The 17,372-nt window shown below is 28.7% G+C and carries 14 protein-coding genes; 8 read left to right on the top strand and 6 right to left on the bottom strand.

Going from position 1 to position 17,372, the window contains the following annotated elements; genetic code table 11:
• The first annotated feature begins 59 nt into the window (after nucleotides 1–59).
• The 8 genes from KO506_RS05580 to KO506_RS05545 all read left to right on the top strand — a co-directional run bounded on the left by KO506_RS05580 (nucleotide 60) and on the right by KO506_RS05545 (nucleotide 8,014).
• The gene (locus tag KO506_RS05580; RefSeq protein WP_215993909.1) at nucleotides 60–1,412 is read left to right on the top strand and encodes an OmpA family protein; all 1,353 of its coding nucleotides are present in this window, start codon (nucleotides 60–62) and stop codon (nucleotides 1,410–1,412) included.
• Between the two features lie 156 nt (nucleotides 1,413–1,568).
• Nucleotides 1,569–3,080: a F0F1 ATP synthase subunit beta gene (gene atpD / locus KO506_RS05575; protein ID WP_215993908.1), complete on the top strand. Its 1,512-nt coding sequence runs from the start codon at nucleotides 1,569–1,571 to the stop codon at nucleotides 3,078–3,080.
• Between the two features lie 70 nt (nucleotides 3,081–3,150).
• Nucleotides 3,151–3,444, top strand: coding sequence for a FoF1 ATP synthase subunit delta/epsilon (locus KO506_RS05570; protein WP_215993907.1), 294 nt, complete (start codon nucleotides 3,151–3,153; stop codon nucleotides 3,442–3,444).
• A gap of 308 nt (nucleotides 3,445–3,752) precedes the next feature.
• Complete coding sequence (locus KO506_RS05565; protein WP_215993906.1) at nucleotides 3,753–4,394, top strand: hypothetical protein; 642 nt, start codon at nucleotides 3,753–3,755, stop codon at nucleotides 4,392–4,394.
• 598 nt (nucleotides 4,395–4,992) lie between these two features.
• On the top strand, nucleotides 4,993–5,739 hold the full coding sequence (locus KO506_RS05560) for a sensor histidine kinase (RefSeq protein WP_215993905.1): 747 nt from the start codon (nucleotides 4,993–4,995) through the stop codon (nucleotides 5,737–5,739).
• Entirely contained in the window at nucleotides 5,736–6,380 is a 645-nt protein-coding gene (locus KO506_RS05555) for a response regulator transcription factor (protein ID WP_215993904.1), read from the top strand. The genes KO506_RS05560 and KO506_RS05555 overlap by 4 nt, the downstream gene beginning before the upstream one ends.
• 20 nt (nucleotides 6,381–6,400) lie before the next feature.
• Nucleotides 6,401–6,796 (top strand): 30S ribosome-binding factor RbfA, encoded by a 396-nt coding sequence (rbfA, locus tag KO506_RS05550; RefSeq protein WP_215993903.1) that lies wholly within the window; start codon nucleotides 6,401–6,403, stop codon nucleotides 6,794–6,796.
• A 15-nt stretch (nucleotides 6,797–6,811) separates the two neighbouring features.
• Entirely contained in the window at nucleotides 6,812–8,014 is a 1,203-nt protein-coding gene (locus KO506_RS05545) for an ABC transporter permease (protein WP_215993902.1), read from the top strand.
• A 1-nt stretch (nucleotide 8,015) separates the two neighbouring features.
• On the opposite strand, the gene dusB is transcribed toward KO506_RS05545, so the two are convergent.
• The 6 genes from dusB to KO506_RS05515 form a co-directional block, all read right to left on the bottom strand.
• Entirely contained in the window at nucleotides 8,016–9,017 is a 1,002-nt protein-coding gene (gene dusB / locus KO506_RS05540) for a tRNA dihydrouridine synthase DusB (protein WP_215994040.1), read from the bottom strand.
• Nucleotides 9,018–9,118: 101 nt separating this feature from the next.
• Complete coding sequence (locus KO506_RS05535; RefSeq protein ID WP_215993901.1) at nucleotides 9,119–9,271, bottom strand: hypothetical protein; 153 nt, start codon at nucleotides 9,269–9,271, stop codon at nucleotides 9,119–9,121.
• 11 nt (nucleotides 9,272–9,282) lie between these two features.
• Complete coding sequence (locus KO506_RS05530) at nucleotides 9,283–13,422, bottom strand: ELWxxDGT repeat protein (RefSeq protein WP_215993900.1); 4,140 nt, start codon at nucleotides 13,420–13,422, stop codon at nucleotides 9,283–9,285.
• A 222-nt stretch (nucleotides 13,423–13,644) separates the two neighbouring features.
• A complete protein-coding gene (locus tag KO506_RS05525; RefSeq protein WP_215993899.1) occupies nucleotides 13,645–14,337 on the bottom strand; it encodes a LytR/AlgR family response regulator transcription factor in 693 nt (230 codons plus the stop codon).
• Entirely contained in the window at nucleotides 14,330–16,039 is a 1,710-nt protein-coding gene (locus tag KO506_RS05520) for a sensor histidine kinase (protein WP_215993898.1), read from the bottom strand. The genes KO506_RS05525 and KO506_RS05520 overlap by 8 nt, the downstream gene beginning before the upstream one ends.
• Before the next feature lie 92 nt (nucleotides 16,040–16,131).
• The gene (locus KO506_RS05515) at nucleotides 16,132–17,355 is read right to left on the bottom strand and encodes a M28 family peptidase (RefSeq protein ID WP_215993897.1); all 1,224 of its coding nucleotides are present in this window, start codon (nucleotides 17,353–17,355) and stop codon (nucleotides 16,132–16,134) included.
• Between the last annotated feature and the right edge of the window lie 17 nt (nucleotides 17,356–17,372).

The raw sequence follows: 17,372 nt of genomic DNA, 5'->3' as shown, positions 1-17,372 counted from the left end.
GTTTTAACAACTTACTTTTGCATGTAATAATAAAGAACTTTTAATTTAAAAATTTGATAATGAAACGATTAAGAATAGCTGTGATAGCTTTGTTTGCGTTGATAATGGTTAGCAACGTTAATGCTCAAGATGAAAATAACCCATGGGCTGTTGGCTTTGGTGTTAATTTAGTAGACTTTTATGATGGTAGCGATATTAGCGGTCAATTAAAAGATGTTGTAGGTAATGGGGATTGGAATATTTTACCTTCAATTTCTAGAATTACTGCAGATAGATACTTAAATAAGGGGTTTTCGTTACAGCTAGCTGGATCGATTAATAAAATTACATATTTTGAAGCTGAAGATGATTCAGATTTTTTATATTACTCTTTAGGAGCTAATGTAAAATATGATTTAAATAATTTATTTGGTGAAACTGGTTGGTTCGATCCTTTTGTATATTTAGGAGGTTCTTATGTTTCAGCTGATTCTCAAGGTGAAGCTATGGCTAACATAGGTTTTGGTTTTAATACTTGGATGAATGATAATTTAGGGTTAACTTTTCAACATGCTACTATAGCTGGTTTTGCTGATAAAGTAAAAACTCATTATCAAACTTCTTTAGGTTTAACTATTCAATTTGGTGGTACAGATACAGATGGAGATGGTGTTTATGATAAAAATGATGCTTGTCCAGAAGTTGCTGGTTTAGAAGAATTCAATGGTTGTCCTGATGCAGATGGAGATGGAGTAAAAGATTCTGATGATGCTTGTCCAAATACAGCAGGTTTAGCAGCAATGAATGGTTGTCCTGATGCAGATGGAGATGGAGTTGCTGATAAAGACGATATGTGTCCAAATGAAAAAGGAACAAAAGCAAATAAAGGTTGTCCTGATGCAGATGGTGATGGTGTAGTAGGTAAAGATGATAAATGTCCTACAGTTGCAGGTCCTGCTGCTAATAATGGATGTCCTTGGCCAGATACAGATGGAGATGGTGTTTTAGATAAAGATGATAAATGTGTTAATGAAGCTGGTGTTGCTTCTAACTCAGGTTGTCCTGCTCCACCTAAATCTTATAAAGAATTAATTGGAGAAAATACTTTCAAAGCTATTTTATTTAATACTAATAGAGCTAGTTTTAAATCAGGAGTAACAAAACAATTAGATGGTATGATTGGTGTTATGAATGAATTTGAAAAAGCAGAATTTGATATTAATGGTTATGCTGATAGTACAGGTACTGCAGCTTATAACTTAATGTTATCTGATAAAAGAGCAAATGCTGTTAAGAATTACTTAGTGAAAAAAGGAATTAACGAATCTAGATTAACTGCTAAAGGATTTGGTGAAGATAATCCAGTAGACACTAACAGTACAAGAGCTGGTAGAGCAAAAAATAGAAGAGTAGAAGTTAAAGTTAAGAACTAAATCTCTTTAAAAAATATAGTATTAAAGCCTCATCATTTTGATGAGGCTTTTTTAGTTAAAAAAACTTTTTTAATTGCAATCAAAAAAGTAACTTTGCGCCTTGAAAATAGAGGGGAAATCCTAATATAAATAATAATAATTTAATTAGATACAAAAATGTCTACAACAACAGGTAAAGTTTCTCAAATTATTGGGCCAGTTATTGATGTTGAATTCAATACTGAAAGTAATGAACTTCCAAAAATTTATGACTCATTAGAAATTAAAAAAGCTGATGGTTCTATTTTAGTATTAGAAGTTCAACAACACATTGGTGAAGATACTGTGAGAACTATTTCTATGGATGCAACTGATGGATTACAAAGAGGAGCTGAGGTTATAGCTACTGGTAGTCCAATTCAAATGCCTATAGGAAATGATATTTATGGTCGTTTATTTAATGTTACTGGAGATGCTATTGATGGTTTAGGTAACTTAAGTAAAGATGGTAATAATGGTTTACCAATACATAGATCTGCTCCTAAATTTGAAGACTTATCTGTGTCTACAGAAGTTTTGTTTACAGGTATCAAAGTAATCGATTTAATTGAACCTTATGCAAAAGGTGGTAAAATTGGTTTATTTGGTGGAGCTGGAGTAGGTAAAACTGTATTAATTCAAGAGTTGATTAATAATATTGCAAAAGGTCATGGTGGTTTATCTGTGTTTGCAGGTGTTGGAGAAAGAACTCGTGAAGGAAACGATTTACTTAGAGAGATGTTAGAGTCAGGAATTATCAAGTATGGTGATGATTTTATGCACTCTATGGAAGAAGGAGGATGGGATTTATCTAAAGTTGATAAACCTGGAATGAAAGACTCTAAAGCTACTTTTGTATTTGGACAAATGAATGAACCACCAGGAGCTCGTGCAAGAGTTGCTTTATCTGGTTTAACAATTGCAGAATATTTTAGAGATGGTGCAGGAGAAGCTCAAGGTAAAGATGTACTTTTCTTTGTAGATAATATATTTAGATTTACACAAGCAGGTTCTGAGGTGTCAGCACTTTTAGGTCGTATGCCATCAGCAGTAGGTTATCAACCAACATTAGCAACTGAAATGGGTGCTATGCAAGAGCGTATTACTTCTACTAAAAAAGGTTCTATTACATCTGTACAAGCAGTTTATGTACCTGCAGATGATTTAACAGATCCAGCACCAGCAACAACTTTTGCGCACTTAGATGCAACTACAGTATTGTCTCGTAAAATTGCTGAGTTAGGTATTTACCCTGCAGTAGATCCTTTAGATTCTACTTCAAGAATTTTAACTGCTGATATTTTAGGAGATGAGCACTATGATTGTGCACAAAAAGTAAAAGAAATTTTACAACGTTATAAAGAATTACAAGATATTATCGCAATTTTAGGTATGGAAGAATTATCTGAAGAAGATAAATTAGTAGTTCACAGAGCAAGACGTGTACAACGTTTCTTATCGCAACCTTTCCATGTAGCTGAACAATTTACTGGTATACCAGGTGTTTTAGTTGATATTAAAGACACAATTAAAGGATTTAATATGATTATGGATGGTGAGTTAGATAAATATCCTGAAGCAGCATTTAACTTAAGAGGATCAATTCAAGATGCAATTGATGCAGGAGAAAAAATGTTAGCAGAAGCTTAAACAGTTGGCAGTTAGAAGTTGTTAGTTTAATACTAATTACTTCTAATTTTTAACTAATAACTAAAGAAATATGTTTTTAGAAATTGTAACACCAGAAGCTATTTTATTTTCATCAGAAGTTGATTCTTTATCAGTTCCTGGTATTGAAGGCGAGTTTCAAATGTTAAATAATCACGCACCAATAGTCTCTGTTTTAAAAGAAGGTACTATTAAAATTCATATTCACTCTCAAGTAAATATAGAATTTGATGATTTACATGGTAAACTAATAGCAGATGAAGCTGATGATAAAATTTTAACATTGGCAATTAACTCTGGTACTTTAGAACTAAATGATAATAAAGCTATTATTTTAGCAGATTAATCATTTTTAATAATATTAAAAGCCTCACAATATTTATATGTTGTGAGGCTTTTTTTGTTATTCAGATTATAGTTTATCACAAAAAAAACATCTTTATAAATAAAGATGTTTTTTTTAGCAATTTTCCCTTTTCGAGACGCATTTACCTTAGTAAATATAACACCACAAATATCAAAGATTATTACATTATATGTAAGAGTGAAAACATTGATATTTATATAGGAAAAACCCCTTTTTTATTTTCTTATGATGTTTACGTTTAAAATTTATAGTATATTTTCACATTAATAACTTTTAATTTATTTAAAATGAAATCTTTAAGTACTAAAGTATGCATATTGTTTGTTTTTATATTTTCAATTATTTCTTGTAAACAAGTCAACACCAAGCCTATAAATGACACTGGTGCTGTAGATTTATCATGTTATCCAAATAGTAAAAGACCAAGTCAAGCTATTACTTATAAGGAAATGGCTAGTATGTTCCATGAGTACGATAATGGGCAAAAAAAAGTGTTAGATGAGTATATAACTAAGAAATCTGGAGGTAAAGAAAAAGTCGCTACACTTTCTGAATTTTTTAGTATTGATGAATTGAAACAATACATTGCTTATATAGAAAAAACTTCTAAAGAAAAAGATATTGAGCTAACAGGAATCAAAATTTTTACTGCAGCCTATCCTTCAGATTATAATATTGAAGCCTATAGAAATAGAGTTTCTTTTATTTTAATGCCAACAACAAATATTGGTGATGATAAAAACGTTGCTTACGAGCCATTAAAATCAACCAAAGGTAAGCCAGTATCTATGCAGAGTGTTTTAAATAACTATGCAGGTGAATCTACAAAAAAAGTAAATAGAGCCTCAATATTATCTTTTAGATTTATGCAAGAGGATGATGATAGTTCTGCACTTAATAGAGGTTCTATAGATCCTAAAACTGATTAGTTATGTCTTTTGAGTTGGCAGAAATTTATAAATATTTTGAATACTTATCTTTAATTTTATCTTTATTTTTTTATAATAAATACAAGAACTATAGGTTTTATAAATTTTTTGTAATTTTTTTGTTTACGGGTGTAATATTCAATTTAATTGGTACTTATATTTTTAGTACAAAAAATTTATGGTTATTCAATATTTATACTTTTTTTGAGTTTAATATTTTTACCTTATTATATTATCATCTTATTTCCTATAGAAGTAATTTAAAGATTGTTAAATTATTGGCTATTGTATTTAATTGTTTTTATTTTTTAAGTTTCCTTTTAAAAGAGTTACAAGCTTATTCAGTACCTTTTGAGGCGTTAATTAATAGTGTGTTTATAATTATATATTTTAAAGAATTATTAATGTCTGATAAAGTTTTAAATTACAAAAAATTATTACCTTTTTGGATTTCTGTAGGTTATTTAATTTTTTATTTAACTACAATTCCATTTTTTACAATAGTTTATTTTAACTTTTTTAAAGCTGATTTTGGTAGTGAACTACTCTATTCTATTATTATTTTGCTTAATTTGTGTTTTATATATGGATTAATTAGATGCAAGACCAAGGAAATATAGTACTTATAATATCATCATTACTAATACTTTTTATAGTAGTAGCTTTAATAATATTATTTACAGTTTTTCAGAAAAAGAAAACATTTTTATTAGAAAAACAAGAAGAAGATAAAAAACGTTTTGAAAGAGAAATAGCTGAAACACAAATAGAAATTAGAGAGGAAACATTAAGAAATATTAGTTGGGAATTGCATGATAATATTGGGCAATTATTAACCTTAGCAAAAATCCAGTTGCAAAATGCAACTAAAGAGAATATAGCAGAAGTAACAAAAACCATTTCTCAAGGATTAACAGAAGTACGATCTTTATCAAAATTAATTAATCCAGAAGCGATAAAGAATATAGATTTAAAAGAGGCTATTCAATTAGAAATAGATCGCTTTAATCGTTTAAATTTCATAGCATCTAGTTTAGAGGTTAATGGAGAAGAACAAGAGATTGATAAAAAATCTACCATTATTATTTTTAGAATTTTACAAGAATTTTTTTCAAACACTATAAAACATTCAAGAGCTTCAGAATTAAAAGTAATTTTAAATTATTCACAAACTAATTTGTTGATTACAGCTAAAGATAATGGAGTTGGTTTTTCATCGGAAGTAAAAAAAGATGGTATTGGGTTGATAAATATTAAAAATAGAGCTAATTTAATTGGTGCAGAAGCCTTGTTTAAATCAGAAAAAAATAAAGGTACATCCTTAGAAATTAATTATAAATTATGACGAATTACTCAGTAGTTGTTGTAGATGATCACACGTTATTATCGCAAGCTATACAAACAATGGTTAATACTTTTGAAAAATTTGAAGTGTTGTATACTTGTAAAAACGGTCAAGAATTAGTCAATCAATTTTCTGGTTCACCCGAAAATATTCCTGATATTGTTTTGATGGATATTAATATGCCCATTTTAAATGGTATTGAAACCACAGAGTGGATTCAAAAAAATCATCCAATAGTAAATGTAATGGCTTTGTCTGTAGAAGATGATGATAAAACCGTTTTAAAAATGCTAAAAGCTGGTGCAATAGGTTATCTATTAAAAGACACTGAAAAATCTGTGTTAGAAAAAGCCTTGATAGAAATTGCAGAAAACGGGTTTTATCATTCTAAAAATGTAACCAATTTATTAATGAAATCTATTTCTGGTAATGGAGATGAAGAAATAGTTTTAAAAGAAAAAGAAATTATATTTTTAAAATTGGCGTGTACTGAATTAACTTATAAAGAAATTGCAGATAGAATGTGTTTAAGCCCGAAAACAATAGATGGTTACAGAAATAACTTGTTTATAAAATTAAACGTAAAAAATAGAGTGGGTTTGGTGATGTATGCTATTAAAAATAAGATATACACTCCATAAAAATATCGTAAATTTGCGGTATGGAAGAAACAAACAGACAAAGAAAAATTGCAGGAGTTCTGCAAAAAGATTTGGTAGATGTGTTGCAGAAAGCTGCACAAGATGGAATGAAAGGTGTTATTATATCTGTTTCTAAGGTTCATGTAACTTCAGATTTAGGTGTAGCTAAGGTTTATTTAAGTATTTTTCCATCAGAAAAAAGAGATGAAATTGTAAAAGGAATACAATCAAATACTTTTTTTATTCGTCATGAAATGGCAAAAAGAACTAGAAATCAATTAAGAAGAATGCCAGAATTATTGTTTTTTGGTGATGATACTTTAGATTATTTAGAAGAAATTGATAAATCTTTAAAGGGTGAAGATGAAAATCCTATTAAAAACCCTGATGTTTTACCAAGACGTAAAAAAATATAAATTCAATATACTTCATTGAATTTTTCTCTATACATAGCCAAAAGATATTTATTTACAAGAACCAGTAATAATGCTATAAATATTATTACCATAATCGCATCTTTTGGTGTTATTGTTGGTTCTTTAGCCTTATTTATTATACTCTCTGGTTTTTCTGGTTTGCGAACTTTTAGTTATAGTTTGTTAGATGCTTCAGACCCTGATATAAAAATTTCAGTGGTTAAGGGCAAATCTTTTTTTATAGATGATGATATTCAGAATATTTTAGAAAATAATTCATCTATAAAAGTAAGTTCTAAAATAATTGAAGAACGTGTTTTTTTAGAGTACAAAAGCAAGAATGAGATTGCTTATATAAAAGGAGTTGAAGAAAATTATGCACAAATTACAAATATAGATTCTACTTTAAGCGTAGGGAATTGGTTAGAAAAAGAATACTTAAAAACTGCAGTTGTTGGTAGAACTATAGCTGCAAAATTATCTTTGGGCGTTAGAAGTTTTGGTGAACCATTATCTATTATGATACCAAAACCAGGTACAGGCTTTATAAATCCTACTAATGCATTTTATAAAACCAATGTTCAGATTGTGGGTTTATACACAGGTACAGAAGATTTTGAAGGTAAATATGTGTTTGTAAATTTAGAAGAAGCTAAACGATTATTAAGGTTTAAAGAAAACCAAGTTACTGCAATTGAGTTAAAACTAACTGATGATTTATTGGCAGATGAATTTGCAGAAGAACTTCAACAAAAATTAGGAGATACTTTTAAAGTACAAACCAAAGAACAGTTAAATGAAGTGTTTTATAAAGTGATAAATACAGAAAATTTTGTTTCTTATTTAATTTTTACATTGATTGTAATAATTGCCTTATTTAATGTAATTGGCGCAATAATTATGATGATTATTGATAAAAAACAGAACTTAAAAACGTTATTTAATTTAGGAACTACCATAAAGGAGATAAAACGAATATTTATTTTACAAGGTTTTTTACTAACTATTACAGGTATGGTAATTGGTTTATTAATAGGTGTAATAGCTGTTTTTATACAGATAAAGTTTGGCTTTTTTATGATAACAGAAAACTTGCCTTACCCTGTAGAATTTAGATTATCTAACCTTTTCATAGTAATATTTACAATTACTACACTTGGGTTTATAGCCGCTAAAATTGCAAGTAGCAGAATATCTAAAGAATTTGTAGAAAAGTAAATTATCTAATTTCTGGAATAATAGTATTTCCAAATTTTTCTTCTACTTCATTAAAAGCATTAAAAACATCTTTAGGATCATCAGAAGTCACCATTTTAGTTCTATATTCTTTAAAATGCGGAATACCTTTAAAATAGTTAGTGTAATGTCTTCTGGTTTCTACAACTCCTAAACGTTCACCTTTCCAATCAATAGCCATTTGTAAATGTCTTCTTGCCATTTCAGTACGCTCACCAATTGTGGGTTTAGGTAAATATTCGCCAGTTTTAAAGAAGTGTTTTATTTCGTTAAAAAACCAAGGATAACCAATAGAAGCTCTACCAATCATACAACCATCTAAACCATATTTATCGCGCATTTCCATAGCTCTTTCTGGTGATGTAACATCACCATTTCCAAAAACAGGAATATGCATTCTAGGGTTGTTTTTTACTTGTGCAATTGGTTTCCAATCTGCATCACCTTTATACATTTGTGCTCTTGTTCTTCCGTGAATCGCAATTGCTTTACAACCTACATCTTGCAAACGTTCTGCAACCTCTACAATTCGTATAGAATCATGATCCCAACCCAAACGTGTTTTAACTGTAATTGGTAAATTGGTGTGTTTAACCATCGCTTCTGTTAAAGAAACCATTAAGTCTATATCTTTTAAAATACCTGCACCTGCACCTTTAGAAACTACTTTTTTAACAGGACAACCAAAGTTTATATCAATTATATCAGGATTTGATTTTTCAACGATTTCAATGGTTTTTAACATCGAATCTAAATTGGCACCAAAAATCTGAATACCTACAGGTCTTTCTTTTTCGTAAATATCTAGTTTGATAACACTTTTTGCTGCATCTCTAATTAATCCTTCAGAAGAAATAAATTCTGTGTACACAACATCTGCACCATTTTCTTTGCATAAAGCTCTAAAAGGTGGATCTGAAACATCTTCCATTGGTGCTAATAATAATGGAAAATCGGGTAATTCTATGTTGTCTATTTTAACCATACTGCAAAGATACTTTAATATTTTGAGCATAAAAAAACCTCTTACAAAGTAAGAGGCTTCGAAAAAAAATATTAAATGGTTTTTAGTACTTTTTTTAGTTTTTAAAACCCTGTACCAGGATTTTCTAAACTTGTGGCTTGTGCTTTTTTAGGATTTAAAATTAAGTAAGTACCTAATGCAGTCAATGCTGCATACTTTCCATAATTACCTATTTTTTTCAAAGCTTTTTTTCTAGTTATTTCTTCTGAATTCATTAGTATATGTTTTATTTTAGGATTATTTTTTTATTATATTTTCCTGAGTTTGTTGTTATATCTACTATATAAACTCCACTTTTTAAATCTACCAAACTTACTTTTTTTGTTTTGCTATTATTTAAAATACTTCCAAACACTTTTTTGCCAATAATAGAGTATATTTTCAGTTCTATATTGTTTTCTGTTATACCATTTATATATAAATATTTGTTTTTCTGATAAATACTGAAATTAGCAGATAAACTTTCTAAATTTGAGTTAAGTGTTTTATTAGACAAGTGTAAATAAAATCGACCACTACCATTTATAGATGGTGATACATCAATAGAGTATTTATTATCTTTATCAATTTTATAAAAATTATTTAATTCTTTATCTTCTAAATAGGTGAAAGTGTTTTCTGGTAGATTAAGTGCTGATGCAGAAAAATGGATTTTTTGACCTGAATTCGCTATAACACCAAGAGGTATTATTGTTTCTAATGCACTATTCCTATCAAGAGATTGAATAGTATAGTTTATATCATCATTGTAATTTGCTAAAATACTGTATATGTCTAGATTAGCACTGTTAAAATTAGCAATATCATATCCAATATCGAACTCATTTGTAGCTGTATCTGAATATATTAATGTAGTTTTTACGGTATTATTTTCATTAGATATTTTCAATTCAATTCTAAAGTCTTTATTTCTATTTTTTTCAAATTCCGTATTTCCACTTTCAGGCTTGATACTTCTTTTATTTTCATTAAATAAAATATTAGATTCTCCATTTTTTAATTTCACAAAAAAACCTTGTCCTGGAGGTAGAGATTGATTTACTAAATCTAACTCTGTAACTGCTGCATACTTATTTTGAGAATTGTCCCATATATATAAACTTTTATAAGCATCATCTAGTGCATCTAAATTTTCATTTAAAAAGCTATTACTATTATTTCTATTTGCAGGATAATATGTAGTAAATGGATTTCCTACTGCATTCCATTTACCAGCTGTTACTGTTTTGTTTAAATTACTTGTATTCAGAGTTCCTTTAAATGTAATAAACCCATCTGTAACTTTAGAAATTGCGTAGCTTTGCCCTGCAATAAATTCTAATGTAAAATCAGGATTTAAGCCATCATAATATTGCCATTTGTTACCTAAAACCAAATTATCATTATATGTTCCAACAGCATATTCAAAATTTTCATTAGTTTTTATATTATTAGGTATAAAATTTACAAAATCGTGTATTTTTTGTCCTGAAATAGGAGGGGTAATAATATGCCACTTATTCGCTTCAAGACCTCCTCTTTTATAGGTAATCTCTCCTTCTGTGGTTCCTTTAATAAATAAAACACCACTATTACTTTCGTCTGAGCTAATTTCTAGATTGCCATCTGTTACAAAACTTTTTTGTACAGTTATTTCTTTATCAGATGGTATAGAAAGTGTTGCTCCATTTTGTAATGTAAAGTCTTCCACAACTAAATCATCAATATCTATGGTTACAGTTTTATTACTTTCGATAATAATATCATCAATATTATCTGGTACAACACCAGAACTCCAGTTGTTTGGGTTAGACCAGTTACCTGAAATATTGAATGTGTTTAGTGGGTTTCGGTTAGAAAATGTACTAGCAACACCAGTCACAAAATTAGATTCTGATCCTATTAACTGAAACCCAGATAATGCTCCATTAAGATTATGAATTTCTTCAACAATAGCTGTTATGCTGTTATTAGAACCATTAGCAATGCCTTGGTTAAAATTATAATACGCTATTATATTTGAAAATTGTTCTGGTATAATTACATCTTTTAAATCTTTAACCTCTTGTTGGCTAAGGGCTTTATCCCATATCCTTATTTCGTCTAATGCTCCTGAAAAGTTGGAAGTTGTAGTACCTTCTCCAATTACTATATCACTAGAAGAATCATAAATAGTTCCAGTAACACTTTTGCTTCCTGCTCCTAATCCATCTACATACATTTTCATTGTAGAACCATTAAAAGTTGCAGCAATATGATGCCAATTATTTGTGAAAATTGCAGGACTGTTAGATATTAAAAATTCGTCTGAACTGCCATCAATTGAAATTGTAAATCTAAACCTACCAAGAGCATCTACCCACAAGTTAAAACTTTTTCCATTTACTGCGTCTTCATACTTTCTAATGATATTTCTATCTGTATTTAGTTGATCAATATTTATCCAAGCTTCTAAAGTAATACCACTAGAAAAATCGAAATTTGAATTATCGTTTACGGTAATTTTTTCATTTCCACCATTAAAATGGAGTGCATTATTTTGTCTAAAAGTTTTTACATCTCCATAACCAATGCCTTCATTATTTTTGGCGTAAGCTCTATAGAAATAGGTTTTTAGATTAGTTGAAGATATTGAACTACTAAATAGAGCATCATTTGAGGAGTTTGTTCTATTGAAAACGTTATTTTCATCTAATTTAGGGCTTGTATTAGAAGTAGAATAAACAAAACCTTTTTGAATTATACTTGAATTGCCACTATCAATAATCTCTGCATTTAATGTGCTAGATATAGCAGTAATATTCGAAGCATCTATTGTATTTATTGTGGGAACATCATCTAAGATATGTAAAGTTTCTGTATTACCATAGACTGTTCCTTCTGAATTTATAGCATACGCTCTATAATAATATATTGTTCCTTGATTTAAAGTAATAGTTTTAGTAAATGGACCATCACCATTACCAATAGACTCCTTTATAACTCCTTGTCTTCCAATTTTTAATTCTACATTTTCTCTAGCATAGACAATACCTCTTTCTGTTACTACAGAAGCTCCTTGAAAAGCAATGTTACCTCCTAAATTGGCTGTAGTTTTAGTAATATTATCTGGAGATAATGTTGCTAAGCTAATTGGGTTCAAAACGTATAATTCTCTACCATATGTGCCAGTTGTTGCTGAAAAAAATAGCATATTTTTATAAACAATAAAATTTTCTGGTAAAGAACTACTGGTAACGCCACTGCTTTGATCTCTTGTATTTATATCTAATGCCAATATAGTATTAGTTCCGTCAGTTTGCCATAGTTCAGAACCTAAAGCGTTAGATTTAGATGCCTCAAAATATATTTTACCATTATACTCTGTTAAATCGCTTGGACCAGAGCCAATAAAAGCAACCTCATTAATCTCTTCAACTAAAGACGAGGTATTTGTAGAGTCATCATATTTCCATAACTCACTGTTTGGTTGCCCACTAAGATTATAACTTGCTGAAAAATAAAGCTTATTATTAAATACGATGAAGTTTTGTGGAGCTGAGTCACCAACTCCAGGTTGAATATCACTTGTTAATTTTGTACCAGCAGTTGTGCCATCAGTTTCCCAAAGCTCTCTTCCAACTAAACCTATGCTACTCCCTTCATCAGCCGCAAAATAAAGCTTATTGTTATAAACGGTTAAACCACTTGGAGAGCTACCTAAGTTTGCATTGGTGTTAATATCTTTAAGCATTAATGTATTTGCTATAGTACCATCACTTACCCATAATTCTTCTCCATTTACGCCATCAGAAGCTGAAAAATACATTTTACCATTAAAGGTTGCAAAATTTTTAACAGAAGAATATTGATAATCTCCTGTTGTATTAATGTCCATAAAAAGTTTTGTACCTGCTGTAGTACCATCACTTTCCCAAAGTTCTATTCCAACTGTAGAATTATCTCCTGCCTGAAAGTATAGTTTATTATTATAAACATATAAATGATTTATTAGACTACCTCCAACTCCTGGGTAAATATCTTTTACTAGCTGTGTACCATTAGCAGTTCCATCACTTTTCCAAAGTTCTAAACCATTAGTTCCATTGTCTGCTGCAAAATATAGTTCATTATCCATAACTACTAAACTTCGAACATTTGCATCTCCATTAGGGTTTATATCTAATACTAATTTAGTGTTTTTTTCAGTTCCGTCTGTTTCCCAAAGTTCAGTTCCATTCATTCCGTCATTAGCAACAAAATAAATTTTGTTGTTAAAGAGCGTTAAATATTCTGGTAAGCCATGGTTTGTTCCTTTGTTAATATCTTTTATAAGTGATAGTTGTTGCCCAAAAGCACCATTTATCACAAATAAAAAATAAATTAATGAGTAAATTTTATTTTTCATGATTTCTAAGTTTTTGATTAGTAATTTTTTCATAATCAAATTTAGAAATGGAAGCTGTTTAAAAAGGTAAATCTTTAGTGAAACAGGGTGTTTTTTTAGTGAAATATGAAGTGAGTGTTTTTATTAAAAAACTATAAATCAATGTTTTGTGTTTTGTTTAGTAAAAAAAACTTAAAGTTTTAAGTTTAAGAAGTTTTGTAAAATGAATTGTAATTTTAAAAGCTAATTAATGTTTTTTATCACTTTTAAAAGAGCAGGCCTTCTGGCTTCACTCAATGATAGTTCAATACTATTTAAGCGAATTGTTTTTTTACCAATATCAGTTATTTTATTAGTGTTTACACAATACGATCTGTGTGGTACAAAAAAGTGATTTCCTTTTAATTGTTCTCTTACTTTTTTTAAGGTATGAGGCACTAAGATTTTTTTTGGTTCTATGTGTATGTAGCAATAGTTGTCAAAAGCTTCTAAAAATAAAATATCTTTTTCTGGAATTCTATACACATAACCATCAGATTTTACGGATAATATGCTTTCTTTTTCTGATAAATATTTATTCCAAACTACAGAAATACTACTCCATAAACCAGCAGTTGTAAAGGGTTTTACTAAATAACCAAGTGGTTTTGTATTATTAACTTCACTTAAAGTTAAAGGGTCTGTTTGAGCAGTTAAATAAAAATATGGCAATTGAATTTTGTCTAATTCTTTAGCAAAAACGATTCCATCAAAAGCACCTTTTAATTGAATATCTACTAAACATAAATCTGGTTTTTTGCTGTTGAGTAATTCTAAAGCAATTTCTAAATTTTTGGCAATACCAACCACAGAAACATCATTTTTTTCTAATGTATTTTTTATCGTTCTAGAGATAAAAGGATCATCTTCAATTATTAAAAATCGATGTTTAGCCATTTTGTTTTTTAAAAGTGATGTTTACACCAAAATCATTTTCAGATTGAGTTTGTTTTTCTGCTTCCAAACGTTCTATAAGAATTTCTATCAATTCTGAGCCGTAATTTTGTTTGGTGTTATTTGTCTTTTTTGATGTTCCATTATCAAACATTGTAAAATGGAATGTATCATTTTTTTGATAGATATTTAATGTGATATTTTTCTCTTTTGATGCTGAATCCCAAGCATATTTAATGGAATTTGTTGCTAATTCATTTACTAACAAACCAATTGAAGTAGCAGTATCAATATCTAAAATTGTAGAATCTACCTTGTTATTAATTTTAATATTTTCTGATGAATATGAACCTAAAATTTCATTGACTAAATCAGTAATATATACTTTTAGATCAACACCCAATAATTTATCTTTTGCATATAATTGTTGATGTAAAACAATCATAGAGTTTACTCTTTGCACTGCATTGTCTAAAGCAGTTACAGCAGCTTCAGCTTTACTACCTTGAGCCTGTAATTGCAATAAACTACTTACCATCTGAAAACTGTTTTTAACACGATGATGTGTTTCTTTTAATAGCATATTTCTTTGGCTCAGTAGTTTTTCTAACTCAATTTTGTTTGTATTTAATTGCTTTCTTTTTTGGCTGTTTTTATACAATAGAATTACAACAATTGATAAAATTACAAATGCTAATATTGAAATATAACTCCATAATTTTCTCTTGCTTTGTTCTTCTGCTATTTTTTCTTCTTTTTTTTTGGTTTGATATTTTGTTTCTAATTCTACAACTCCTTTGTTATAAAAATTAGTATTTATAGAATCTTTTATTTTTAATAATTGAGTTTGATGTTCTAATGCTTTTTTAGGTTGATTTAAAAAAATTGAAATATTAGTCATGGTTTCATAAAAGCCTTTTTTTACTTCTAAATTCTTTTCTGTAGCATTACATTTAATTAAAAGAGGAGTGTATTTTTTTATAATTTCTAAATCTTTTAGTTTTATAGAGTTTTCAATTAATTGTACATAGTCTAATACATATTCTCTTTGTCCTTTTAAAGAATCAAGTTCAACAATTTTTAAAAATAAAGGTTGCGCTTTATCAAATAGACCCTGTTCTCCGTAGTTTTTTGCAATTCTTAAATTAGCAAGATTTTTTTCGTATTGATTTAAGATTTTTAATCCTAAAAAGTAGTTTAAAGTCTCAAAGGCCTCATCGTATTTTTTTAATAAACTTTGTGCAATACCAAGATTAACATAAGCTTTAGCTTCATCTCTTTGTCCTTTAATTATTTTACTATTGGCAACCGCTTTTTTACCATAAAATACTGCTTTTTCATAATCAGTAGACATAAACATTATGCAAAGGTTGTTGTATAATGACGAAACTAATTTAGGGTGATTTTTCTCGGCAATTTCTATCGCTTTAAAATAAAGTTCTGAAGCAGTTTTAAAGTCGTTTTTTATCTCTTCAAAATAAATTCCTTTAATTTCAAGATTTAAGACTCTGCCTAATGTAGAATTATTTTTCTTAGAATATTCAATTCCTTTATTAGCAAAATACAAAGTACTATCACTCTGTATTTCATAAGAGTTCCAAGCTTTGTTTGATATAGATTTTGCAATAGAATCTATTTGCTTATTTTGTGAGTAAGCAGAGGTTAAGAAAAATAAAATTATAGGAAAAGTTTTTAAAAATTTCAAAGCAATATTGTTAGTTGCAATCAAATTTAAAAAATAACTAAAGTAGTAAATAAGTTTTATGTATAAATTGTACTAAATACAGTATAGTTGGGTTAAAATTGAATTATTTTCTCAACTTCGTTTTCACCTCTTTTTACTATAACTTTTGTAGAATTTCCCTTTTCAAATACTGATAAAGCTCGCATATAACTCATCATATTTGTAACTGTACTATCTCCTAGTTTTATGACAATATCGCCTTTTTTAAGTCCGGCTTTTTGGGCAGGTTTATCTTCAGAAACACCATCAATTCGCATTCCTTTTCCATCAAACAAATAATCAGGTATTACACCTAAACCAACTTTAAACCTTGGCGTACTTTCACTTTCATTTTTGGTCTTTCTAAAAGCGAGTTTTCCATTATCATCTAAATCAGAAATAATATTAAAAATATAATCAGAAATTAAATACATTCCATCATAATTCAATTTTTCTGAATCATCTCCAGGTTTATGATAATCTTCATGCTGCCCAGTAAAAAAATGCAATACAGGAATATCTGCCAAATAAAAACTAGTGTGATCACTTGGCCCAACTCCAGATTCTTGCTGAATTAATTTAAAATTATCGTTATGCGATTTTAAAATTTGTTTAAAAATTGGCGAAGTTCCTGTACCATAAACTGCTAAAGATGAGTCTTTTTTCATGCGTCCAACCATATCCATATTTATCATATAAGATACTTTTTTGTTGTCAATCGTTGGGTTTTTTACAAAATAATTAGAACCTAAAAGCCCCATTTCTTCACCAGAAAAAGCCATAAAAAGATAATTGTTGTTCTTATTTTTATCTTTTAATTTAGCTGCTAAATTTAATAAAACTGAAACTCCAGAAGCATTATCATCTGCGCCATTATGTATTGCTTTTATAGAATCTCTGTACAGAGAGCCTTCGCCACCAAAACCTAAATGATCATAATGTGCGCCAATAATAACAGTATTTTCTGCTTTATTATCAATAAAACCAAGTACATTATTTCCTGTAATAGTTCCATCACCATTTACATTAAATTTTACTTCATCATGCGGATTTGTTTTTGGCTTAAACGTAAAAGGCTGTAAGTATTTTTGTGTTCCTTTTTCTTGTAAGCCTAATTCAGAAAAACGTTTAGAAATAAATGTTGCAGCTTTTTTTTCACCTTCGGTTCCTGTTTGTCTTCCTTCTAAAGCATCCGAAGCTAAAAAAGTTACATCTTCTTTAATTCTGTTTTCTTGATTAATTTCTGGTTTGCAAGAAACTAAAATGCTCAAAAAGATAAAAAATACAAGGTTTTTCATAATGATAATATTATTTT

Origin of the sequence: Polaribacter vadi (assembly GCF_018861005.1) — a bacterium.
Lineage (GTDB): Bacteria > Bacteroidota > Bacteroidia > Flavobacteriales > Flavobacteriaceae > Polaribacter > Polaribacter vadi_A.
Note: the sequence above shows the minus strand (reverse complement) of the source record. Positions and strands in the feature narration are given on the sequence as shown.